This window comes from Klebsiella sp. JN_Kp121, from assembly GCF_040062145.1.
In the GTDB taxonomy this organism is placed as follows: Bacteria; Pseudomonadota; Gammaproteobacteria; order Enterobacterales; family Enterobacteriaceae; genus Klebsiella; species Klebsiella aerogenes.
The window spans coordinates 648,943-670,554 of the sequence record NZ_JBEAHX010000002.1 but is presented as its reverse complement, the minus strand read 5'-3'; the positions used below and the strand labels follow the sequence as shown (position 1 = coordinate 670,554).

Sequence of the window (21,612 nt, the reverse complement as noted above, 5' to 3'; positions counted from 1 at the left end):
AAAAGTTGTGCGATAACCGCCCTTTCGCCGCTGCGCAATGAGGTATGGCGGTAGACTCGACACTCCGCAGACCAATGAGGTTACGCTAATGACTATAACCTGCAGCTTATATAGCGGCGGCCGCTGGCACGATGCCGAAAGCCGCGCCACTTTTATCCGTCGCCATCCGCAAAATAACGAGACAGCCTCTACCGCCGCAGCGGCCAGCCTCAATGACGCCCGTTGCTGTGCAGATAAGGCCGCCGCCGCATTCCCTTCATGGCGGGACAGCGCCCCATCCGAGCGTCGCCGGCTGTTGCTGAAAGCCGCCGCGCAAATGCAGCTTAGAGAGGCGAAATTTATTGCTACCATGGCGGCGGAGACCGGCGCGACGGCGCACTGGGCCGGATTTAACGTGCATCTGGCGGCAGATATCTTACGCGAAGCTGCAGCGCTAACCACCCAAATAGAAGGACAAGTGATTCCCTCTGATGTGCCGGGTAATCTGGCGATGGGCTTGCGTCAGGGCGCAGGCATCGTATTGGCTATGGCGCCGTGGAACGCACCGCTGATTCTGGCCACCAGAGCCATCGCCACGCCGCTGGCGTGCGGCAATACGGTGATTCTCAAGGGCTCGGAACTCTCGCCCGCGACGCATAGCTTAGTCATCGATGCCCTCGCCGCGGCGGGCTTTCCCGACGGCGTGGTGAATTATCTCACCTGCTCGCCAGCCGACGCGCCTGCGCTGGTGGAAACGCTGATCGCTCACCCCGCCGTACGACGCGTGAATTTTACCGGGTCGACCCCCGTTGGGCGCATTATTGCCCGCACCTGTGGAGAATACCTTAAACCGGCAATTCTTGAGCTGGGTGGCAAAGCGCCTCTACTGGTACTGGATGATGCCGATCTTCAGCAGGCGGCGGCGGGCGCGATTTTTGGCGCTTTCGCTAACGCCGGACAGATTTGTATGTCCACCGAACGCATAATTGTCGATGAGAGCATCGCGGATGAGTTCGTCGCATTAATCAGCCAACGCGCCGCCGCGCTGCCTTCTACGCTTCTCGGCCCGGTGGTCGATATGAAAACGGTACAACGCTGCAACGCGTTGATTGATGATGCACTGAACAAGGGAGCTCGTTTGCTCTGCGGTGGAAAGGCGGAATCAACGCAAATGCGCGCCACCCTGCTGGATGGCGTGACGCGTGAGATGCGAATATGGCATGAAGAATCTTTTGGCCCGGTCAAATCGGTGATTCGTGTCAACGGCGAGGAGGAGGCTCTGGCCGTCGCTAACGAGAGCGAATACGGCCTGGCGGCAGCGGTTTATAGCCGCGATACCGCTCGCGCCTGGAATGTGGCGCAGAACCTGCAAACCGGTATTTGCCATATTAACGGCCCTACCGTACATGATGAAGCACAGATGCCTTTCGGCGGCTGTAAATCGTCCGGCTATGGCCGCTTCGGCGGACGCGCAGGGATCGCTGAATTCACCGAACTTCGCTGGATAACCATGCAAACTCGCCCGCGCGAATTACCGTTCTGATTTCCCGCAATGCTTTCAGAGCAACCCGGCAATCACGCGCGCCAGCGCGGCCGGGTTTTCCCATGCCATCGAATGCCCCGCCTGTGGTATGACAGCCAATGCGATACCCGCAGTTTCGACATCTTCCGCTTCCTGTGAGGGTAGCGATAAACTACCGTAGATAAGCGTCTTGCGGCATTGCAGGTGAATAAAACTCTCAAACCACGAGGGAGAAACGCCTACTACCAGGCTGGTAGCTCCCCGCCATAACGCCCACGGTGCGCTGTTTTGTAGGCAACCTTTCCATGGGGACGTTTCTTCCGCCAGCATCGACTGATAGCCGTTGGCGATAAAATCATCTTCCGTCTGCCCGGCGATTTTACAGCTATAGAATCCCCCACCGGCATAGAGATTGGGCTCGGCGACAATTAAGGCCTCAACGCGTTTGCCCAGCCGCTGCGCTGCCTCAATAGCCACACTGCCCCCCATACTATGGCCGTAGAGAATGCAGCGGCTGACCTGTAATTTGTTCAGCCACTCCACAACGACCGCAGCCTGGTCAGCAATTCGGTAGCCAAACTGAAGCGGTTTATCGCTGTAACCATAGCCTGGAAGATCAATTAGTAAGGCCCGGCGCCCATTCAATATAGGGTTAGAAACCACTGGCGGGTAATCGTATGAAGAGGCGCAACCTAACCCATGAATGAACACAATAGGGTCCCCCTGGCCTTGGAAATCAAACCAACGGACCGTTGCACCGGCTAAATGCGAATAGAAGCTGTTCATCAGATGGCATCCTTATTATTTTTAACTGTATTTATATACAGCCATCAAGACAATTAGGCCAGCCATTTCTGTTGTTCAGAATAGAGAAACCAGCAGCGCCATAGGGAAGCTGAATGGCCAGGTGGCACCAATCAGCAACGCAGCCAGCAGGCGAATACAACGGCTTTCCTTAGTTAAAAACCAGCTTATCAACGCGCAGATACAGCCCATTACGGCATAAAAAACCAGCATTTTCTGGTATAAAGTCATTTTTTTCCTTCCCTGTCAGACGTCGCGCAATGCGCGCCATCTCCCGCACCACTTAGGACGTCAGAGATCAATACCTCACAAAACAAACCGCTGCAAAGACCATGGAATAACGATCGATTCAGTGTTGTCCGATAGCGCAACTCTATGCGACCGACTATAAATGTAGGGGCTTACTCATAAAGGTGGCGTTATGGATGTTTCCAGCAAAACCGTAATTCTGATTAATGTCGGCGCAGCGCTTGCGCTTATTAGCCTGTTATCCGTTCGTTTTGGTTGGCTTTAGTAATTTTTTCAGCAACTAAACCTAAAAAAGCAGCTTCAATGGCTGCTTTTTTTTATGATTTTATTGTCGCGCGTTCCCCAGCATCTTGTTGCTGAAGCACCGCGATAATCTTATGATTTTCAGGGTTATATTGCGGCAAGAAATTTAGCTTTTCGCTATCCCATTCAACCATTGCGCAAACGCCCACAGTTGCCCCCTGGCTTTCACAGCGACTAATACGCTGGGCAGGGAGATTACCGTAAAGCATTGCGCTTACGCCGATGAGTAACAAGAGATATGCTAGCTTTTTCAAACCAATTCAACTTCAGAATAACAAATTATGTAAAATTTTCTCATGAGCGCCCCAACAAAGTCAAATCACATACACACCCGTCACCGCTACTGCTACGATCCATGCCGTGAATTTAACATTATCGCTACAATTATTGTCTTCCGGTATAGAAAGCATCGAGTGCTATCCGCCCTATGACCTCTTGCCAGCGGAAGGATATTTATATTATTGGCAATAACAAAATGATCTGACACTCCTCGTACGGTGTTATACATATTTGGCTACAATGGACTTAAGGGGTGAGAATTTTCTTAAATTGGCTTGTGCAGATAATCAACAAACAACTTCCTCAACCATATAGGTAATGCGGATTCGACATTTTCATTTGTTAATTTGTGCTATTTATTCGATTAAGTGATAGAAATTATTATTTGCAAATTCACGGTTTTCCGCATAGGTTCATGACTATTCGTTATAACGTATTTGCTTTTTCTCTTACTTATTTTGAGGTTGCTTATGTCAGGAATAGCAGCGCTATTAATAGCATTAGTTTTATTGGTGGTAGCTATCTACAGCCTTCTCTCTTATATTCGTGAGCGCCGCCATTCGGGTTTGCCTTCTAAAAAAGACAAACGTTAATTGTGGCATCGATATAAAAGGCGATTCGCAAAAAAAATCCCCGCATTAATCTGCAGGGATCTCATAATGATTAAGAACAGACTCTTAATGGTTTACACCCCATCCGGCGCTTATCTCCGGCACTCACAATGGCTTAGCTCTTGAAGGGGTATAAGAATACTCTCATATTACCCCTTATCTGTTTTAACATTTGTTGCTATTGCAACTATTAGCCTGATAATTCTGCCGGTACGTTAATGTTTAATGTTTCACCATCACATGCCTAACCACCGTGTAATCCTCCAGGCCGTACATCGACATATCTTTGCCGTATCCAGACAACTTCTGCCCACCGTGCGGCATTTCGCTAACCAGCATGAAATGGGTGTTTACCCAGGTGCAACCGTACTGTAATCGCGCACTCAGACGATGAGCGCGACCAACATCCTGCGTCCATACCGAGGAGGCCAGACCATACTGCGAATCATTAGCCCAGGTTAACACTTGTTCCTCGTCGCTAAACGACGTGACGCTGACTACCGGGCCAAAAACTTCACGTTGTACGATAGCATCTTGCTGCCGGGCGCCAGCCAACAGCGTGGGCTGGAAATAGTAACCATTACCCGCAGCGCGACTGCCGCCGGTGACCACTTTAATATGCGGTAAAGCGCGTGCGGCGTTGACCGCTGCTGTCACCCGCTCCAGATGCGCAAGAGAACTCACCGGCCCCAGCTCCGTAGACGGATCGTCCGGTTGCCCCATTTTCAGGCTGGCCACGGCAGCGCCTAATTTTTCAACCAGCCGATCGTAGACGCCTTGCTGCGCATAGATACGACAGGCGGCAGTACAGTCCTGGCCGGCGTTATAAAAACCGAAGGTGCGAATGCCTTCAACGACGGCATCAATATCGGCATCATCAAAAACGATAACCGGCGCTTTACCACCCAGCTCCATATGGGTACGTTTAATCGAAGAAGCCGTATGACCAATGATATGGGCGCCGGTGGCGATCGAGCCGGTCAGGGAAACCATGCGTACTTTACTGTGGCCGGTGAGCGGATCGCCAACGGTTGGACCACGGCCAAAAAGCACGTTAATGACCCCGGCCGGGAAAATATCTTTTGCGAGCTCCGCCAACTTCAATGCCGTAAGCGGAGTGATTTCCGAAGGTTTAATGACCACGCAGTTACCAGCCGCCAGCGCGGGCGCCAGCTTCCAGGCCGCCATCATCAACGGATAGTTCCACGGTGCAATCGAGGCCACTACGCCGACTGGATCGCGGCGGATCATCGAAGTATGCCCCTCCAGATACTCTCCTGCCGCCATTCCCGGCAGACAACGCGCGGCGCCGGCGAAGAAGCGAAACACATCGGCAATCGCCGGCATTTCGTCATTGATAACACAATGCAGCGGCTTACCGCAGTTTAAGGACTCCAGTTTCGCCAGCGTTTCTGCATGTTCGGTAATAACGTCAGCCATTTTCAGTAAACATTCGGCGCGAGTTTTCGGCGTTGTCTGGCTCCAGCTGACAAACGCACGATCTGCAGCATTGACGGCGGCATCGACCTGCGCCTCGGTCGCCTCCGCAATCTCAATAATCGCTTCACCGTTGGCAGGATTGAATACCGGCAGTACTTCGCCTTCACCCGCCACTAATTTACCGTTTATCAAAAGGTTATGTTGCATAGCATGATCCTGTAAAGTGTATTATTTTCCGCTTTCGGCGTTATACTCGCCGTCACGGGTTAGCCACCAGGCCCCCAGGATGGGTACAGTCGTCACTAGCATCACCAACAGCGCGACCACGTTGGTGACCGGCACATCGCGCGGACGCCCCAGCTGATTTAACAACCACAGCGGGAGCGTCCGTTCGTGTCCGGCAGTAAAGGTAGTGACGATAATTTCATCAAAGGAAAGAGCGAAGGCCAGCATGCCGCCCGCCAGCAGCGCCGAACCCAGATTGGGCAGCACCACGTAACGGAAGGTTTGCCAGCCTGTTGCGCCAAGATCCATTGATGCTTCCACCAGACTCCATGATGTCCGGCGAAATCGGGCAATGACGTTGTTAAACACCACCACCACGCAGAAGGTCGCATGACCCACTACGATAGTGAGCAACCCTGGCTCAAGATTGACGGCTTTGAATGCCGTCAATAGCGCCAGACCGGTAATAATGCCGGGAAGCGCAATCGGCAACAGCAACAGCAGCGACACGGCATTCTTACCAAAAAACGTGCTCCGCCACAGCGCCCCGGCGGCGAGCGTACCTAACACCAGCGCAATTGCCGTGGATAAGGCGGCGACTTTAAGTGACAACGTCACCGATTCAATGATATCGGCACGAGCTGCCGCCTCGCTGAACCAGCGTAAAGTCAGCCCCTTCGGCGGGAAGCTAAAAGCGGCATCCTCTGTGTTAAAGGCATACAGGGCGATAATCAGCAGTGGAAAATGGAGAAATATCACTCCCCCCCAGGTGGCGATTTTAAGAATCAACGGCGCGCGTTCAGAGTGCATCAAACGCTCCCAGGCGCTTCACAAACGCCAGATAGAGTGCAATCAGAACAATCGGCACCAACGTGAACGCCGCTGCCATCGGCATATTGCCAATCGCACCCTGCTGCGAATAGACCATGTTGCCGATAAAGAAACCGGGCGGTCCCACTAGTTGCGGGACAATAAAATCGCCAAGGGTGAGGGAAAAGGTAAAAATAGACCCCGCCGCGATGCCCGGTATGGCTAAAGGCAATACCACGTAGCGGAAGGTTTGTTGCGGGCGGGCGCCTAAATCGGCTGAGGCCTGCAACAGCGATGGCGGCAGACGTTCCAGCGCCGCCTGCACCGGCAGGATCATGAACGGCAGCCAGATATAGACAAATACCATGAATCGCCCAAGCCCGGAGGTCGACAAGGTATTGCCGCCGACCGCCGGGATGGTCAATACCATATTTAACACGCTCTCCAGACCAAGGTGGCCGAGGAACCATTGCGCCACGCCATCTTTCGCCAGCAATAGCGTCCAGGCGTAGGCCTTGACGATATAACTTGCCCACATCGGCAACATTACCGCGATATAAAAGAAAGCTTTCATCTTGCCGCGGGTATAACGCGCCATATACCAGGCCATCGGCAATGCCAGGATTGCACTGGCCATAGTCACGCAGATGGCCATCACCAGGGTACGGATAATGATGTCGTAGTTGGCGGGATTGAACAGCGCCTTCAGGTTAGCGAGCGTCAAATCCGTGGTGACCGACATCGTAAAGTCATCAAAGGTATAGAAGCTTTGCCATAACAGCGTCAGGAGCGATCCCAGATAGACGATGCCAAACCACATCAACGGCCCCAGCAGCAGTAAAAACAGGCCCAATGAGGGTTTTCGCCAGAACAGTCCTGACACTCGCCCGGTCGTCGGTTGCACAAGCGCCATCGTCATCTCAGCCTCCGTTTTCCAGGGAAACCATCGCCGAACGCGACCAGCCGGCTGATACCTGCTGCCCCAACTGCGGTGTGCCAACCGCCGCCCCGCCATCGACGTTGGTCTGGCTGACTAACAACTTATCGCCCGCAGCGAGTTTCAGTTCAATACGCGTAGACGCGCCCTGAAACTGTACCGCCTGGACGGTCCCCTGTACCTGGATATCACCGCCGCTATTCAGGCGGATATGTTCCGGGCGCAACGACCAGGCGCCGGACAAGCCACATAGCCTCTGAGAAATTTCAGAGGTAAAAACGTTCGCGGTGCCGACGAATCCGGCGACAAAGGCGGTTTTAGGACGTAAATAGAGATCGTGCGGCGAGTCGACCTGTTCAATGCGACCATTATTAAACACCGCCACGCGATCGGACATCGATAGCGCTTCACCCTGATCGTGGGTAACAAAAATGAAAGTGATACCCAGCGATTGCTGAAGTTTTTTTAACTCCACCTGCATCTGTTCACGTAGTTTTAAATCCAACGCTCCCAACGGTTCATCTAAGAGCAGCACCCGCGGTTGATTAACCAACGCGCGGGCAATGGCGACCCGCTGCCGCTGGCCGCCGGAAAGCTGTGAAGGTTTACGCGCGTGAACAAAGCCAAGCGCTACTTTCTCTAATGCTTGCTGGGCGCGAAGATGGCGTTCTTTTTTGCCCACCCCTTTCACCATCAGCCCGTAGGCGACATTGTCGATAATCGACATATGAGGGAATAGCGCGTAATCCTGAAAAACCGTGTTCACGTCGCGCTGCCATGGCGGTAATTCGCTGGCAGGCTGGCCAAAAATACGAATCGAACCGCCGGATAGCTGTTCGAAGCCTGCGATTAAGCGCAGGCAGGTAGTTTTGCCGGAGCCGGACGGCCCCAGCATAGAGAAAAATTCACCATCGCGAATGGCGATGCTCACGCCATCCACCGCGCGCACGTCACCGTACAGACGCGAAACGTCATTAAACTCTACCGCGTACGTCATGTTCAGTCTCCAGGCGCTTAGCGGCCACCCATAATCGCGATATAGTCCTGAGTCCAACGGCTATAAGGGACATATTTGCCGCCTTGGGCAATTGGCGTTTTCCAGAACGCAATCTTGTCGAATTGGTTGTAGCCGTTAGTTTCGCAGCCTTTGTCTCCCAGTAGCGTGCTCGCCTTACAGCCCTGCGGCACGACTGGCAGCGATCCAAACCAGGCGGCGACATCGCCCTGTACTTTCGGCGTCAGCGACCAGTTCATCCACTTATAAGCGCATACCGGATGCTTCGCCTCACTATGTAACATCGTGGTATCAGACCAGCCGGTCACGCCTTCTTTCGGGAAGACGGTAGCAACGGGCTGCCCTTCACCTTTAAGGCCATTGGCCTGATATGGCCAGGAGCCGGAAGCAACCACCCCTTCGTTTTTGAAGTCGCTCATCTGAACGGTCGCATCGTGCCAGTAGCGGTGAACCAGCGGATGCTGATCCTGCAGAACCTTTAACACCGCCTGATACTGTGTTTCAGTGAGTTCATAGGGATCGTTAATTCCTAACTGCGGCTGCGTTGCTTTGACAAAGAGCGCCGCGTCGGCGATATAAATCGGTCCATCATAGGCCTGAACGCGCCCCTGGTTACTTTTTCCGTCCGGTAAATCCTGTTTGACGAAAACCACTTTCCAGCTATCCGGCGGCGTCGGGAAGGTTTTGGTGTTGTACATCAGCAGGTTCGGCCCCCACTGATAGGGCGTGCCGTACACTTTATCGCCGACGTTAAACCACGCGCCTTTAGCAACTCGCGGGTCAAGCGTTTTCCAGTTGGGGATCAGCGCGGTATTAATCGCCTGTACACGCTTGCCCATAATCAGGCGCAACGAGGCGTCGCCGGATGCGGTGACCAGATCGTAGCCGCCCTTCGCCATCAAACTGACCATTTCATCGGAGGTGGCGGCAGTTTTCACATTAACCTGGCAGCCGCTCTCTTTTTCGAATTGACTTACCCAGTCATAATTCTTATCCGTCTGGCCGCGTTCGATATAACCCGGCCAGGCAATAATATCGAGCCGACCTTCACCTTTATCCAGCGATGTCGGCGGTTCTGCGGCTTGCGCAGTAACAAAAACCATACTCAGCACGCACAGGCTGCCACGGGCAAATTTTTTGCTCATTTGAACTTACTCCTGTCAGAATAAAGGTAGCGGCAGCCGTGCCGTAAAAATATCTCCCTTAATAAGGGTAGACGGCGGCCTGCGGGGCTCTGGGGAAATTTACTCAGGTTGTGACCCGGGGCGCATTCCGCAAAAATCGCCGCCACGATTCGATAATATGGATTATAGACAAGGAGTTATGGCAAAGAGTTGAGTATGCATATTCCCTATGACAGCCCGGTGTTAACGGGTATTTAACCCTGATTAATGTATACGAGAATGCCGGAAATTAATTGCCGGGAAAAATAAACCGGCAATTAAAAAACAGCGATGAATAAACTAAGGCAAAAGTTGACGTATAAGTTCGCCGAGCCGTTTGACTCCCTGCTCCTCTTTTTCTCCCCAGCCCCATGCGGTATTAAAACGGAAGAATGAGGTCCAGTTAGCGGTGGTAGAAAACATTTTACCCGGCGCAATACTGATGTTATCCCGTAACGCCAGAGCACTGAGTTCGCCAGCATCGACGCCGGCGGGCAACTCAAGCCACTGGAAATAACCGCTGTCGCTATGGTGAATTTTGACCTCGGCGGGTAAAAAACGCAGTAGCGCTTGCCAGGCCAGCTGTTTTCGCTCGGCAAGCTGACGCCGCAACCGGCGTAAATGTGCGTCGTAGCGTTTGGTAGACAGATAATCCACCAGCGCCAGTTGCATCGGCGAGCTGGTCGATAGCGTACTCATCAGCTGCAGTTGCTGAATACGGCGGGCATGTCGGCCAGCGGCGACCCAGCCGATACGAAAACCTGGAACCAGGCATTTGGAAAATGAGCTGCAGTGCAGCGTCATCTCATCACGATCCCAGTACTTTGCGGGTAGCGGTTTTTCCCGTCCAAAGTACAACTCACTGTAAACGTCATCTTCAATCAGCATCACGTTATAGCGCGTCAATAGCGCCACCAGTTGCGCTTTTTTTTCTGCCGTCAGCGTAAATCCGAGCGGGTTCTGGCTATTGGTCATTAGCCAACAGGCTTTAACCTGATAATTTTGTAATGCCTGTTCCAACGCGGCCAGATCGATCCCCTCTTTCACATCGCTGGCCACCGATAGCGCCTTAAGCCGCAATCGTTCGAGTGCCTGCAGCGCGCCGTAAAAGCACGGATTTTCTACGACGACCCAGTCGCCGGGCTCAGTCACCGCCTGCAGGCTGAGGTTCAACGCCTCCAACGCCCCGGCGGTGATGACGATCTCATCCGGCGACACGTTCATTCCCTGCAACGCATAACGCCGGGCAATCGCATGACGAAGCTCATCGTTGCCAGGCGGCAGGTTCTCGATCACGCTCATGGCGGTGGCGGTTTTACTCACCTGCGCCAAAGAACGGTTTAGCTGCTGTAGAGGAAACAGCCGCGGGTCGGGAAAGGCGGAAGCAAAAGGCAGCATCGACGCCTGACGGCTGGCCTGCAGGACGTCGAAAATATAGGTGTTGATATCAACGGATTCATTGCGCGTCACCTGCGCCGGGGGATCAGGTTGACGCTGCTTCACCGGCTGCGGCGCAACGTAATAACCCGATTGCGGACGAGCGATAATACGTCCCTGGCTTTCCAGTAACTGGTAGGCATGGCTGACGGTCATAAAGCTCATTCCGCTGCTGACAACCTGTTCGCGTAAGGAGGGCAGCCGATCGCCGGGTTGCCAAACGCCGAGGGCGATCTGGTCGGTTAATTGTTGCGCAAGCTGCTGATACTTTTTCATTACCGCATCCATTTAACAATCGAGACTCATATCTTATAACAGTTGACTAAAAATGGCAGGTTCTAATAACTGATATACAACAATGTGCTTCTTGAACCAGTGCAGGAATAATATTCGCGCGTTAACTTTACTACTGAAATACCATCAAACCCTACCAGGGTTAATATAATGTTCGCATTTAGGTTACATTGATAAACGCTTCATAATCACCAATATTCATTTGATTTATGAACCATACGTCATGGTCTATCGTTGAGATCCCAACTGGCACCAACGTAAACACGCCTTGATATTTAATTATGAATCAACAACTCCTCCACTAAGGAAAATTCACAATAAGATAAATTCATTCCTCGCCAGTCTTTTTGACATAATTTAACGCACCTAAACCATTGTCCATTGAAAAATGCACCCGGCATAAAAAACAGCAAGGAACTGATATCAAACAAATTAATCACACACTGGGGAATTCAATCTCTTCTGGATGTAACCGTTGAATTCAAAAAACAAGATAGAGTCCGCCAAACACAACCAGCCAAAAGATACTCATTAGCGCCAATGTGATACACAAACTTCGCAGTCCGTTCTGTGACAAGTCGCCTCCCTTATCTCCACTCACTAAATATATCAAAAAACAATAAATAAAGAATTCACATATAAAATGTAAATACTTGAACCTCGCGTTTGCATTAAACACCAAACATTTCCAATCTACCAGAGTAATTAATAGAAAGCAGGAGAAGCACTAAGGAAAATCGTAAAAAAACATGTGAAGTAGCATTAAAAAAAGATCACAACCAGCAATTCATTATTCATGATGACATAAATACTAATTTCATAAATATGAAATATGTATAAAAAGAATAACAGTGAGTAACTGTTATCATAAAAAACATCATTTCTGCCTCTGCTTTCACCATCCCCCTCCCCCTAAAATTGCGTTGAATCAATTTTGTTGTGGAGTCCAGCATGTTCGGTCTTGATGCATTTCATCTGGCGCGGATCCAATTCGCCTTTACCGTCTCATTTCATATCATCTTTCCCGCGATCACCATCGGTCTTGCCAGCTACCTGGCGGTGCTTGAGGGATTATGGTTAAAAACAAAAAATCCAGTCTGGCGCTCGCTATATCATTTCTGGTCGAAAATCTTTGCCGTCAACTTTGGTATGGGTGTCGTCTCCGGACTGGTGATGGCCTACCAGTTCGGCACCAACTGGAGCGGTTTCTCACAATTTGCCGGCAGTATTACCGGCCCGCTACTGACCTATGAAGTCCTCACCGCCTTCTTCCTGGAGGCCGGTTTCCTTGGCGTGATGTTATTCGGCTGGAACCGTGTCGGCCCCGGCCTGCATTTTTTCGCCACCTGTATGGTAGCGCTGGGCACCATCATCTCTACGTTCTGGATCCTTGCCTCAAACAGCTGGATGCAAACGCCACAAGGGTTCGAAATCGTTAATGGTCAGGTCGTACCCGTTGACTGGTTCGCCGTTATCTTTAACCCCTCTTTCCCTTACCGCTTATTCCATATGTCCGTCGCGGCGTTTCTTAGCAGCGCATTGTTCGTAGGCGCATCAGCCGCATGGCATTTGCTTCGTGGCAATCAAACCCCAGCCATCCGCGCCATGTTCTCTATGGCGCTATGGATGACGCTGCTTGTCGCCCCCATTCAGGCAATGATCGGCGATATGCATGGGCTAAACACCCTGAAACATCAACCGGCGAAAATTGCCGCCATCGAAGGCCACTGGGAAAATCCGCCGGGCGAACCGACGCCACTGCTGCTGTTCGGCTGGCCGGACATGCAACAAGAACGTACCCGCTATGGGCTGGAGATCCCTGCCCTCGGCAGCCTGATCCTGACTCACAGCCTCGATAAACAGGTACCGGCGCTGAAGGAGTTCGCTCCAGAAGATCGCCCCAACTCAACCGTTGTGTTCTGGTCATTTCGTCTGATGGCCGGTCTGGGAATGTTAATGATTCTGCTCGGCGTCATTGCCCTATGGCTGCGCTATCGGCAGCGTCTGTATACCTCAAAACCTTTCCTGCGCTTCGCGTTATGGATGGGACCTTCTGGCCTGATTGCGATTCTTGCTGGATGGGTGACCACCGAAGTCGGACGCCAGCCATGGGTCGTTTACGGTATACAGCGCACCTCCGAGGCCGTATCAGCTCACGGTGATCTGCATATGACCATTAGCCTGCTGGCATTTATTGCCGTCTACAGCTCGGTATTCGGCGTTGGCTATAGCTATATGCTGCGCCTGATCCGCAAAGGTCCGCAAGAGCAGACGCCTGTGCCATCAGGTACGCCGGCGCGTCCGCTTTCTGCCGCGACGGATGGTTTTCAGCACAAGGAGTCCCGCTAATGGGTATTGATTTATCGGTTATTTGGTTTGTTATCATCGTGTTTGCCACCCTGATGTATATCGTCATGGACGGTTTCGACTTAGGGATCGGCATTCTGTTTGCCGCCGTACGCGGCGGCGATGAGCGCGACGTGATGGTCAACAGCGTCGCCCCGGTATGGGATGGCAATGAAACCTGGCTGGTGCTTGGCGGCGCTGGTCTCTTCGGCGCCTTTCCGCTGGCCTATGCGGTGATTATCGACGCGCTGTCGGTACCCTTAACCCTGATGCTGATTGGCCTAATTTTTCGCGGTGTGGCCTTCGAGTTTCGCTTCAAAGCGACCCCTTCGCACCGTCCTTTCTGGGATAAAGCTTTTCTGGGCGGATCGCTACTGGCGACATTCACCCAGGGCATGGTCGTCGGCGCGGTCATTCATGGTTTTCCGGTCAGCGGTCGCAGCTTTAGCGGTGGAATGTGGGATTGGCTGACGCCATTTACCCTATTCTGCGGTTTCGGCCTCACCGTTGCATACGCGTTACTGGGCGCTAGTTGGCTGGTAATGAAGAGCGAGAATCCGCTGCAGAATATCATGCGCAGAATTTCACGCCTTCTGCTGCTGGCCTTACTGATGATAATAGCCGTGATTAGCCTATGGACGCCGCTCTCCCAGCCGGCGATCGCCGAGCGCTGGTTTAGTCTGCCGAATCTGTTTTACCTGCTGCCGGTGCCGCTATTGGTTATCGCCATCAGCGTCTGGTTATGGCGCACGCTTGGGCAACGAGATGCTCACACCCTGCCGTTCGTGTTGACGCTGGGGCTCGTCTTCCTTGGGTTTAGCGGACTTGGGATCAGCATTTGGCCGAATATTATTCCGCCAGGGATTTCGTTATGGCAGGCCGCGGCGCCGCCGCAAAGTCAGGGCTTTATGCTGGTTGGCGCGTTACTGATTATTCCCGTCATTCTTGGGTATACCTTCTGGAGCTACTACGTTTTCCGCGGCAAAGTTCAAACTGGCGAGGGATATCACTGATGGAGCATTCATGGATAAAACGTCTGCTATGGCTGGCAGCCATATGGGGCGCTAGCGTGCTGGCACTGGGCGCCGTCAGTATGATTTTCCGCCTGCTGATGAACGCCGCCGGGCTTCGTGCCTGATATAACACATCTCCAGCCTGGCGCTCATCGCGCCAGGCTTTTTTCATCCTTCTTCAGCCACGCCTGACAAAGCCTTGCGCTTCTTTGATAACGCCATAAAAAAACCAATATTAAATCAATCATATTAATCCCGCGTTATCTATTGATATGGAAAATGATATGTGGCGGAGAGGAATAGCGGCAGTGGTATTGATGTGTGGGTTATTTTCCGGGCATCTGCTCGCCCAGCGTCAGGGGCATGATTATTTCCCGGTGCAAAGCCTCGAACAGCGGTTACTGCACGAGGCTGATTGCGATGAACTACGCAGCCGGGCTGAGGACACCTCCAGCTCGCTGCGCGAACATTATCACCGGCAGTACGCGCGCAAAGCAAAGGCGCATAACTGCCCGCCGTGAGAATGGTTCTTACGCGCCCTTACGCTTGGGCAGCGTTTTCATCAGCTCGTCAGGACTGACGGAGGCGACGATGCTGCCCGGATGGGGCATTTTGAGAATATGATTTTTGATTTTACCCACCACGTGCATTTCGCACGGACGGCAATCAAATTTCAGGGTTAACACTTCGTCACCGTGAATCAGCTGCATCGGCGTCGCCTTCCAGCTCTTTATCGAACCTTTGGCCTGCTTCGGACACAGGTTGAAGGCGAATCGCAGGCAATGCTTGGTGATCATCACCGGCACGTCGCCTTTCTCTTCATGAGCTTCATACGCCGCATCGATCAGCTGAACGCCATAGCGCTGGTAGAAAGCGCGCGCTTTGTGGTTATAAACGTTCGCCAGGAACGACAGATGCGTTTCCGGATACACCGGCGGTGGTACGGAGACCGGTTTACGCGTTCCGCGCTGCCAGGCATCGAGGCGCGCCTGATCGAGCATCTCTGCGGTTTCACGGCGCAGTTGGTTAAGCATACTGTTCGGCACAAACAGCGCCGGCAGATTAATCTGCACATCACGCGGGTAATAAATGGTCTGGCCGAGCTTCGCCACGCCATCACGTAAATTGGCCAGCGCTTTTTCCGCCTGGGTCGCTTCGGCGAATTCGCCATCCAGTGTATGCGTGACGCTGACGCCGTCTTCGCAGGTCATGGTCAGCACCAGCTGTTCCTGCCAGCCGCTCAGCGCGATATCAACCGCAATGCGGCGCTCGCTGGAAGTTTTCAGAAGCGCCTGCTGCCAGTTATGGTCGAGGTTACGATTAAGCGCCTCGTGCGGACGCACTTTATGCAGATCTGCCGGCATTTCGTTTGGCCAGACGCGATAACGATTTTCCCCCGTTTTCTGCACCATATTGGCGCGGAAGCCGACAACTTCACGTTTGATCATCACATTGAGGCCGTCACCATTCGTCAATGCGTCAGTCACTTCAACATCGAGATAATCTTTTCCGACTTTTAATACTTCGCCTACCGGCAGGCCGATAAATTTCGGCGAATCAAACGCGCCGATATCGCCCTTACGCGCGTTAACAAAATAGTCGGTGCTGCCGCGATGGAACGTTTTATCGGTCGACGGCACGAAGAAGTGTTCTGTGCGCCCGGCGGAAGAACGCGCGAGATCGCCGCGGTCTTCAATAATACGATCCAGCATCTGACGATAGTGAGCGGTGATATTTTTCACATAACTCATATCTTTATAGCGCCCTTCAATTTTAAAGGAGCGCACGCCGGCGTCGATCAATGCCGCCAGGTTGGCGGTCTGATCGTTATCTTTCATCGACAACAGATGTTTTTCATAGGCCACAACGCGCCCCTGATCGTCTTTCAGGGTGTAAGGCAGGCGGCAAGCCTGAGAGCAGTCGCCGCGGTTGGCGCTACGTCCGGTTTGCGCGTGAGAAATATAGCACTGACCGGAATAGGCTACGCATAAGGCGCCGTGAATAAAGAACTCGATAGTCGCGTCGGTATTATCGTAGATCGCTTTAATTTGATCGAGGTTGAGTTCGCGGGCCAGAACAATCTGGCTGAAGCCCGCATCAGAGAGAAACTTCGCTTTCTCAACGCTGCGGATATCGCACTGGGTGCTCGCATGCAGCTCAATCGGCGGCAGATCCAGCTCCATTATCCCCATATCCTGCACGATCAATGCATCAACGCCGGTCTCGTACAGATCGGTAATCAGACGTTGCGCCGGTTCCAGTTCATCATCATGAAGAATGGTATTCAGCGTCACAAACACCTTAGCGCCAAAGCGATGCGCAAACGGCACCAGGTTGGCGATATCGCTCAGGCTATTGCTGGCATTATGGCGCGCGCCGAAGCCCGGCCCGCCGATATAGACCGCGTCGGCGCCGTGTAAAATCGCTTCACGGGCGATCCCGGCATCGCGGGCAGGACTAAGAAGTTCAAGATGATGGTTTTGCAGGCGCATACGCTCGTCGTTATCCGTTATAGGGGGTCGAAATGGCGGCTATTGTAGTCAGAACTGGGCGTAGACGAAAACATTTTCCGCCGCGCCCGCACAGCGAATTTGCAGAAATCGGCAAAGCATTGAAGAAAAAGCTATTTCTCATGAAAACCCGGCAAGGTTACAGTGGCTGCGTATTCCGGATTTTCCTCGTCACGTTGTGAATTTTAGTCTCAGTCATCTTGATTGGCCGCGGATTAGTCCGCGGCTTTTTCTTTTGGATAATGAATCAGTGAATGAAAGTGCGCCGTCTGCGCGCCGCTATTGCGGTAAGCGTGCGTCAGGTCGCCGGCAAAGCGCCGCCCTTCTCCCGCCTGCAACGTCTGCCATTGCCCCTGCAGACATAAATCCAGCGAACCGCTAATGACCACGACATGTTCAATGACGCCGGTCTCGTGCGGCGTCGATTCGCTTAACGCCCCCGGGGCAAGGGTAATTGAAAAATGGTCAAAACGTAGCTCAGGATCCCAGGGAAAAATCGGCGTCACTACCATCGCCTGCTGCTGCGGGTCGAAGGCGGCGGGCGCAGCCGTCTCATCGGCAACGATGAACGTCGAAAACGCCACATTAAGGCCGGTGGCTATCTTCCACAACGTCGCGACCGTTGGACTGGATTCATTACGTTCAATTTGCCCGAGCATCGCTTTCGATACCCCGGTTTCTTCCGCCAGCCGCGACAAACTCCAGCCGCGCTGCTGACGCAGGCTTTTCAGCGTCGTTGCCAGATGTTGCGCAATATTCATGGATGGCTCCTCATCATTTTCTTGATATTACCAGTTGTACGCTATAACGCACAATGCTACCTTCGTCGTATGTTATAACGCACAAGAGGTGTTCATGCGCTCCTTTACCCTTCCCATCCCCACGCTGCTCGCGGGATTTGTCGCCGTGCTGGTAGGCTATGCCAGTTCTGCCGCCATTATCTGGCAAGCGGCCGCCGCCGCTGGCGCCGATGCCGGGCAAATAGCCGGTTGGATGACCGCCCTTGGCCTGGCGATGGGCGTCAGCACGCTGGTATTAACGCTATGGCGTAAAGTCCCCATCCTCACCGCATGGTCAACTCCAGGCGCGGCTTTACTGGTCAGTGGATTACAGGGAGCGACGCTAGCGCAGGCGGTGGGAATATTTGTTTTCGCCAACGCGCTGATCCTGCTATGCGGCGTGACGGGACTGTTTGCCCGCCTCATGAAGATCATTCCGCATTCGCTGGCGGCGGCAATGCTGGCGGGGATCCTGTTGCGTTTTGGTCTGCAGGCATTTGGCAGTTTGCAGGATAATCTCCCGCTATGCGGCGGGATGTTCGCCGCCTGGCTGTTATGCAAAGCGCTCTACCCACGTTTTGCGGTCGTTGCGGCGTTAGCGGCAGGCGGGATCATCGCCCTGCTAACCGGCGCGCTGTCGCCAGTGGCAAACGATATGGTTTTTGTTGCTCCGCAGTGGATTACGCCGCAGTTCACCCCTTCGCTACTGCTCAGCGTCGGTGTACCGTTTTTCCTTGTCACCATGGCGTCACAGAATGCGCCGGGGCTGGCGACCATTCAGGCATCAGGCTATCGGGTTCCGGTCTCGCCGCTTATCGTATTTACCGGCGCGCTGGCGTTGTTATTCTCACCATTTGGCGTCTATTCCGTGTGCATCGCCGCCATTACCGCCGCGATCTGTCAAAGCCCGGATGCGCATCCGGATGCGGATAAGCGCTGGCTCGCCGCAGCGGCGGCCGGTGTGTTTTATCTGTTGGCGGGGCTATTTGGCGGTTCGATAACCGCGCTTATGGCGGCGCTACCGCCGGTGTGGATCCAGATGCTGGCGGGGCTGGCATTGTTAGGAACCATTAGCGGCAGCCTCTATCAAGCGCTGGGGCAAGAAAACGAGCGCGATGCCGCAGTGGTAACCTTTTTAGTCACCGCCAGCGGCGTCTCTCTGGCAGGAGTCGGCTCGGCCTTTTGGGGGCTGGTCCTCGGCGGTATCAGCTATATGCTGTTAACCACGCTGCGCCGCACGTAGCTGGCTTGGCGTAAGACCCGTGGCGCTCTTAACCCGGTGACTAAAGTGGCTGGCGGAGCTAAATCCGCAGGCCAGCGCTATCTCGGTCAACGGCTGTTGGGTGTGGCAAATCAGATTTTGCGCCTTAATCATCCGCCGCTGCATCACATACTGGTGCGGCGCCATATTCATTGACTGGCGGAACATCCGCGCAAAATGGTACTCGCTAAGCGACGCCTGTGCGGCAAGATCGGCAAGCGTAAGCGGCTGCTCGAGGTGCTCCTCAATCCACGCCAACAGATTACGCAAAAGATGCGGCGCCAGGCCACCGGTAACCGTCGGCAGGCGCCACTGGACGTTCGAATAGTTTTGAATCAGATGCGTTAACAGCAGCGTACTGGCCGAGCTTAATAGCAGTTGATTAGCCTGCTGGCGCCAGTCGTTATCAAGCAGAAACTGGCGATACACCGCGGTAATTTTGTCATCGCTGGCAAAGGTTTTTTCCTGCAAGGTGAAAGACGCCGGGCTGCGATCCCAAATTTGCTCGCCGACGCGACGCAGGTGCTCATCGGTGCAATAGAGATGAACGAAAGAGAGATCGCCGCGAATATCCCAGGTGCTTTCATCGCCCTTTGGCATCAGACAAAAACGGTCCGGCCCGCCGCCATTCTTCCAGCCGTACGGTGTTTTTTGGTAGCTTTCGTAACCATCGGCGACATACAGGCTCAACGTGTGGTGGTCGCTGCGCACCGTGATCCGGTCAAGGTCGTTGTACCACGCGGCAAGCTGGATCCCGGAATTGAGTTCCACGGTCCCCCGCAGCACCGCATTTTGTTGTTGTAATGTTTCGAACGTCCCGTATGCCATAGCCTTCACATCGTTTTTAATCCGCAGACCTCTAGTCTATGAATTGTCATCACCGCTTACCAGCATTGACCATGAGCTTGTGAAAAATAAGCGCAAGATTTTGCAAGTCAGCAACAAAACGGTGACAGCGCTTTGCCTGGAAAAATCGCACACTTACGCCAGGCATTTTAAAGGAGAGACATTTTGAACGCATTACTCTACGGGCTGGTGGTGGTTATCTGGGGTACCACATGGATTGCAATCTTTTTACAACAGGGCCCCGTCGCCGCGCCGGTATCGATTTTCTGGCGTTTTGCCGTCGCCAGCGTCACCATGCTGACAATTTTGCTGATGACCCGCCGCCTGCGCCCGCTGGCGATGCGCGATCATCTCTTTTGCATGCTGCAAGGCTGCTGCGTCTTTTGCTTTAACTTCTGGTGTTTTTATACCGCCGCGGCGCATATCAATACCGGCCTTGAGTCGGTCATCTTTTCGATGGCGGTCTTATTTAACGCGATCAACAGTTTTATTTTCTTCCGCCAGCAGCCGCCGGGCCGCTTTTGGCTGGCTGCGGCGCTGGGGCTTGCAGGAATTGTCACCCTCTTCTGGGACGATCTCCTCGCCAATGGTCTGAACGCGTCGCTGCTGTGGGGAATCGGCCTGAGCGCCTTGGGAACGTACGGTTTTTCATTGGGCAACATGCTGAGTATTCGCCACCAACGCCGCGGGCTTGAGACATTGACCACTAATAGCTGGGCCATGTTTTACGGCACCCTGGTCATGGGCGCGATCGCGCTGCTGCGCGGCGATAACTTTACGCCGCAGTGGACCTGGAGTTATATGGGCGCCCTGCTGTATCTGGCGTTGTTCGGTTCGGTGATCGCGTTCGGCGCTTATTTCACTCTGGTAGGCCGTATCGGGGCCAGCAAAGCGGCCTATAGCACGCTGCTTTTCCCACTGGTGGCATTAACTATCTCCACCTTCTACGAAGGTTACGTCTGGCATAGCAATGCGGTGATAGGTCTGGCGTTAATACTGGTAGGAAATCTGGTGATGTTCGCCCGCCCCGAACAGCTGTTTATGCGCCGCCGGCTGGCTTAATAATAAGCCCGTCAGGCAACTCGCAAGACGGGCTTAACGCATCAATTACTTCTGCGACGGATCGAATTTCACCGCATCGATCGCCATATCATCAATCACCTGCTTCAACGTATCAGCGGTCAGCGGCGTGCTCTCATTAGACAGCGTTTTACCTTCGCCCTTACGCACTACCTTAATAACCGGCTTATTGGTCTTCGCGTCGATCAGTTCGCCTTCGAAGTAGAGATTCGTGTCCATCGTGCGATGGCCGGTTGCCGCCTGGGTACCCGCGACAATCATCGCCACCGGGATCACTTCATAGAACTGCAGCCCTTCTTTACTGGTATCAACACCGGTGATTGCGCCGCGGAAAATCAGGCTGCGCGGGCCAGCCGTGGTCGCCAACGGCTTACGTTCGCTGATGGCCTGTTTCATCTGCTTGTTGGTGTAATTGAGGATGTCCTGCAGCGCTTTCTCCCCTACCTGGGTCGTTGGTTTCGGCACCGGGTAGTAGGTGATTGGATGGTAGACGACGTTGTCATAGTTGCTCGGATTGTAGTCCGGGGAGATCCAGCGCAGTTCTGGTTTGCCGGAAGCCGAAGTGGTCTCTTTTAACTTAGAATAATCTTTTAAAAACCCGGAATACTGCTCCGGTTGCGCCAGTTTGGATGCACAACCAGTTAATGCCAGTAGCCCGGCCAGAGCGGCTACTTTAAATAACATTTTTGTACGCATGGATAATCCCTGT

21 protein-coding genes are annotated in these 21,612 nt (G+C 53.3%); 9 read left to right on the top strand and 12 right to left on the bottom strand.

All coding sequences use genetic code 11. From position 1 onward, the window contains the following. The first annotated feature begins 88 nt into the window (after nucleotides 1–88). On the top strand, nucleotides 89–1,522 hold the full coding sequence (locus tag ABLU86_RS05805) for an aldehyde dehydrogenase (protein WP_348795984.1): 1,434 nt from the start codon (nucleotides 89–91) through the stop codon (nucleotides 1,520–1,522). A 15-nt stretch (nucleotides 1,523–1,537) separates the two neighbouring features. On the opposite strand, the gene ABLU86_RS05800 is transcribed toward ABLU86_RS05805, so the two are convergent. Together ABLU86_RS05800 and ABLU86_RS05795 are read right to left on the bottom strand one after the other, a co-directional pair. Beyond that, nucleotides 1,538–2,287 carry an alpha/beta hydrolase gene (locus ABLU86_RS05800; protein ID WP_348795983.1) on the bottom strand — a complete coding sequence of 250 codons (750 nt, stop codon included), beginning with the start codon at nucleotides 2,285–2,287 and terminating at the stop codon, nucleotides 1,538–1,540. Nucleotides 2,288–2,362: 75 nt separating this feature from the next. Further along, nucleotides 2,363–2,536 (bottom strand): GhoT/OrtT family toxin, encoded by a 174-nt coding sequence (locus ABLU86_RS05795; protein WP_015366412.1) that lies wholly within the window; start codon nucleotides 2,534–2,536, stop codon nucleotides 2,363–2,365. A 190-nt stretch (nucleotides 2,537–2,726) separates the two neighbouring features. On the opposite strand from ABLU86_RS05795, the gene yncL reads away from it, so the two are divergent. Together yncL and ABLU86_RS05785 are read left to right on the top strand one after the other, a co-directional pair. After that, nucleotides 2,727–2,819, top strand: coding sequence for a stress response membrane protein YncL (yncL, locus tag ABLU86_RS05790; RefSeq protein ID WP_015705556.1), 93 nt, complete (start codon nucleotides 2,727–2,729; stop codon nucleotides 2,817–2,819). 787 nt (nucleotides 2,820–3,606) lie between these two features. Further along, nucleotides 3,607–3,729 carry a small membrane protein gene (locus ABLU86_RS05785; protein WP_015366410.1) on the top strand — a complete coding sequence of 41 codons (123 nt, stop codon included), beginning with the start codon at nucleotides 3,607–3,609 and terminating at the stop codon, nucleotides 3,727–3,729. A 240-nt stretch (nucleotides 3,730–3,969) separates the two neighbouring features. On the opposite strand, the gene patD is transcribed toward ABLU86_RS05785, so the two are convergent. The 6 genes from patD to ABLU86_RS05755 form a co-directional block, all read right to left on the bottom strand. Continuing rightward, nucleotides 3,970–5,394, bottom strand: a complete 1,425-nt coding sequence (patD, locus tag ABLU86_RS05780; RefSeq protein ID WP_015366409.1) for an aminobutyraldehyde dehydrogenase — start codon at nucleotides 5,392–5,394, stop codon at nucleotides 3,970–3,972. A 21-nt stretch (nucleotides 5,395–5,415) separates the two neighbouring features. Beyond that, entirely contained in the window at nucleotides 5,416–6,222 is an 807-nt protein-coding gene (locus tag ABLU86_RS05775) for an ABC transporter permease (protein WP_015366408.1), read from the bottom strand. Further along, nucleotides 6,212–7,141 (bottom strand): ABC transporter permease, encoded by a 930-nt coding sequence (locus ABLU86_RS05770; protein WP_015366407.1) that lies wholly within the window; start codon nucleotides 7,139–7,141, stop codon nucleotides 6,212–6,214. Before ABLU86_RS05770 ends, ABLU86_RS05775 begins: the two co-directional genes overlap by 11 nt. A gap of 1 nt (nucleotide 7,142) precedes the next feature. After that, nucleotides 7,143–8,156 (bottom strand): ABC transporter ATP-binding protein, encoded by a 1,014-nt coding sequence (locus ABLU86_RS05765; protein ID WP_045361030.1) that lies wholly within the window; start codon nucleotides 8,154–8,156, stop codon nucleotides 7,143–7,145. A gap of 17 nt (nucleotides 8,157–8,173) precedes the next feature. After that, on the bottom strand, nucleotides 8,174–9,319 hold the full coding sequence (gene ydcS, locus ABLU86_RS05760; RefSeq protein ID WP_015366405.1) for a putative ABC transporter substrate-binding protein YdcS: 1,146 nt from the start codon (nucleotides 9,317–9,319) through the stop codon (nucleotides 8,174–8,176). Nucleotides 9,320–9,637: 318 nt separating this feature from the next. After that, nucleotides 9,638–11,050, bottom strand: a complete 1,413-nt coding sequence (locus ABLU86_RS05755) for a PLP-dependent aminotransferase family protein (protein WP_348795982.1) — start codon at nucleotides 11,048–11,050, stop codon at nucleotides 9,638–9,640. A gap of 969 nt (nucleotides 11,051–12,019) precedes the next feature. On the opposite strand from ABLU86_RS05755, the gene ABLU86_RS05750 reads away from it, so the two are divergent. The 4 genes from ABLU86_RS05750 (at nucleotide 12,020) to ABLU86_RS05735 (ending at nucleotide 14,948) form a co-directional block, all read left to right on the top strand. Next, nucleotides 12,020–13,417 carry a cytochrome ubiquinol oxidase subunit I gene (locus ABLU86_RS05750; protein WP_015705562.1) on the top strand — a complete coding sequence of 466 codons (1,398 nt, stop codon included), beginning with the start codon at nucleotides 12,020–12,022 and terminating at the stop codon, nucleotides 13,415–13,417. Further along, nucleotides 13,417–14,427, top strand: a complete 1,011-nt coding sequence (gene cydB, locus ABLU86_RS05745) for a cytochrome d ubiquinol oxidase subunit II (protein ID WP_015705563.1) — start codon at nucleotides 13,417–13,419, stop codon at nucleotides 14,425–14,427. Before ABLU86_RS05750 ends, cydB begins: the two co-directional genes overlap by 1 nt. Then, on the top strand, nucleotides 14,427–14,552 hold the full coding sequence (locus ABLU86_RS05740; protein ID WP_015705564.1) for a DUF2474 domain-containing protein: 126 nt from the start codon (nucleotides 14,427–14,429) through the stop codon (nucleotides 14,550–14,552). The genes cydB and ABLU86_RS05740 overlap by 1 nt, the downstream gene beginning before the upstream one ends. A gap of 159 nt (nucleotides 14,553–14,711) precedes the next feature. Then, on the top strand, nucleotides 14,712–14,948 hold the full coding sequence (locus ABLU86_RS05735; protein WP_032708172.1) for a DUF2554 family protein: 237 nt from the start codon (nucleotides 14,712–14,714) through the stop codon (nucleotides 14,946–14,948). 9 nt (nucleotides 14,949–14,957) lie between these two features. On the opposite strand, the gene ABLU86_RS05730 is transcribed toward ABLU86_RS05735, so the two are convergent. Then, complete coding sequence (locus ABLU86_RS05730; protein WP_047049235.1) at nucleotides 14,958–16,919, bottom strand: U32 family peptidase; 1,962 nt, start codon at nucleotides 16,917–16,919, stop codon at nucleotides 14,958–14,960. 233 nt (nucleotides 16,920–17,152) lie between these two features. After that, entirely contained in the window at nucleotides 17,153–17,698 is a 546-nt protein-coding gene (locus tag ABLU86_RS05725; protein WP_032708175.1) for an XRE family transcriptional regulator, read from the bottom strand. 88 nt (nucleotides 17,699–17,786) lie between these two features. Between ABLU86_RS05725 and ABLU86_RS05720 the strand changes: the two genes are divergently transcribed. Further along, the gene (locus ABLU86_RS05720; protein ID WP_257986724.1) at nucleotides 17,787–18,959 is read left to right on the top strand and encodes a benzoate/H(+) symporter BenE family transporter; all 1,173 of its coding nucleotides are present in this window, start codon (nucleotides 17,787–17,789) and stop codon (nucleotides 18,957–18,959) included. Here ABLU86_RS05720 and ABLU86_RS05715 read toward each other — a convergent pair. Next, complete coding sequence (locus ABLU86_RS05715) at nucleotides 18,936–19,805, bottom strand: AraC family transcriptional regulator (RefSeq protein WP_032711739.1); 870 nt, start codon at nucleotides 19,803–19,805, stop codon at nucleotides 18,936–18,938. The genes ABLU86_RS05720 and ABLU86_RS05715 overlap by 24 nt on opposite strands. Before the next feature lie 183 nt (nucleotides 19,806–19,988). On the opposite strand from ABLU86_RS05715, the gene ABLU86_RS05710 reads away from it, so the two are divergent. Next, on the top strand, nucleotides 19,989–20,885 hold the full coding sequence (locus tag ABLU86_RS05710) for an EamA family transporter (protein ID WP_015366394.1): 897 nt from the start codon (nucleotides 19,989–19,991) through the stop codon (nucleotides 20,883–20,885). Between the two features lie 45 nt (nucleotides 20,886–20,930). Here the strand turns inward: ABLU86_RS05710 and ABLU86_RS05705 are convergent, their stop codons facing one another. Further along, complete coding sequence (locus tag ABLU86_RS05705) at nucleotides 20,931–21,599, bottom strand: DUF3313 domain-containing protein (RefSeq protein WP_348795981.1); 669 nt, start codon at nucleotides 21,597–21,599, stop codon at nucleotides 20,931–20,933. Nucleotides 21,600–21,612 lie beyond the last annotated feature (13 nt).

Bases quoted from the DNA above. Each gene is read 5' to 3' on its own strand.
- ABLU86_RS05750 (WP_015705562.1), top strand. From the start codon at position 12,020: ATGTTCGGTCTTGATGCATTTCATCTGGCGCGGATCCAATTCGCCTTT.
- patD (WP_015366409.1), bottom strand. From the start codon at position 5,394: ATGCAACATAACCTTTTGATAAACGGTAAATTAGTGGCGGGTGAAGGC.
- cydB (WP_015705563.1), top strand. From the start codon at position 13,417: ATGGGTATTGATTTATCGGTTATTTGGTTTGTTATCATCGTGTTTGCC.
- ABLU86_RS05735 (WP_032708172.1), top strand. From the start codon at position 14,712: ATGTGGCGGAGAGGAATAGCGGCAGTGGTATTGATGTGTGGGTTATTT.
- ABLU86_RS05730 (WP_047049235.1), bottom strand. From the start codon at position 16,919: ATGCGCCTGCAAAACCATCATCTTGAACTTCTTAGTCCTGCCCGCGAT.
- ABLU86_RS05795 (WP_015366412.1), bottom strand. From the start codon at position 2,536: ATGACTTTATACCAGAAAATGCTGGTTTTTTATGCCGTAATGGGCTGT.
- ABLU86_RS05740 (WP_015705564.1), top strand. From the start codon at position 14,427: ATGGAGCATTCATGGATAAAACGTCTGCTATGGCTGGCAGCCATATGG.
- ABLU86_RS05805 (WP_348795984.1), top strand. From the start codon at position 89: ATGACTATAACCTGCAGCTTATATAGCGGCGGCCGCTGGCACGATGCC.
- ydcS (WP_015366405.1), bottom strand. From the start codon at position 9,319: ATGAGCAAAAAATTTGCCCGTGGCAGCCTGTGCGTGCTGAGTATGGTT.
- yncL (WP_015705556.1), top strand. From the start codon at position 2,727: ATGGATGTTTCCAGCAAAACCGTAATTCTGATTAATGTCGGCGCAGCG.
- ABLU86_RS05715 (WP_032711739.1), bottom strand. From the start codon at position 19,805: ATGGCATACGGGACGTTCGAAACATTACAACAACAAAATGCGGTGCTG.
- ABLU86_RS05775 (WP_015366408.1), bottom strand. From the start codon at position 6,222: ATGCACTCTGAACGCGCGCCGTTGATTCTTAAAATCGCCACCTGGGGG.
- ABLU86_RS05765 (WP_045361030.1), bottom strand. From the start codon at position 8,156: ATGACGTACGCGGTAGAGTTTAATGACGTTTCGCGTCTGTACGGTGAC.
- ABLU86_RS05800 (WP_348795983.1), bottom strand. From the start codon at position 2,287: ATGAACAGCTTCTATTCGCATTTAGCCGGTGCAACGGTCCGTTGGTTT.
- ABLU86_RS05725 (WP_032708175.1), bottom strand. From the start codon at position 17,698: ATGAATATTGCGCAACATCTGGCAACGACGCTGAAAAGCCTGCGTCAG.
- ABLU86_RS05785 (WP_015366410.1), top strand. From the start codon at position 3,607: ATGTCAGGAATAGCAGCGCTATTAATAGCATTAGTTTTATTGGTGGTA.
- ABLU86_RS05705 (WP_348795981.1), bottom strand. From the start codon at position 21,599: ATGCGTACAAAAATGTTATTTAAAGTAGCCGCTCTGGCCGGGCTACTG.
- ABLU86_RS05770 (WP_015366407.1), bottom strand. From the start codon at position 7,141: ATGACGATGGCGCTTGTGCAACCGACGACCGGGCGAGTGTCAGGACTG.
- ABLU86_RS05755 (WP_348795982.1), bottom strand. From the start codon at position 11,050: ATGAAAAAGTATCAGCAGCTTGCGCAACAATTAACCGACCAGATCGCC.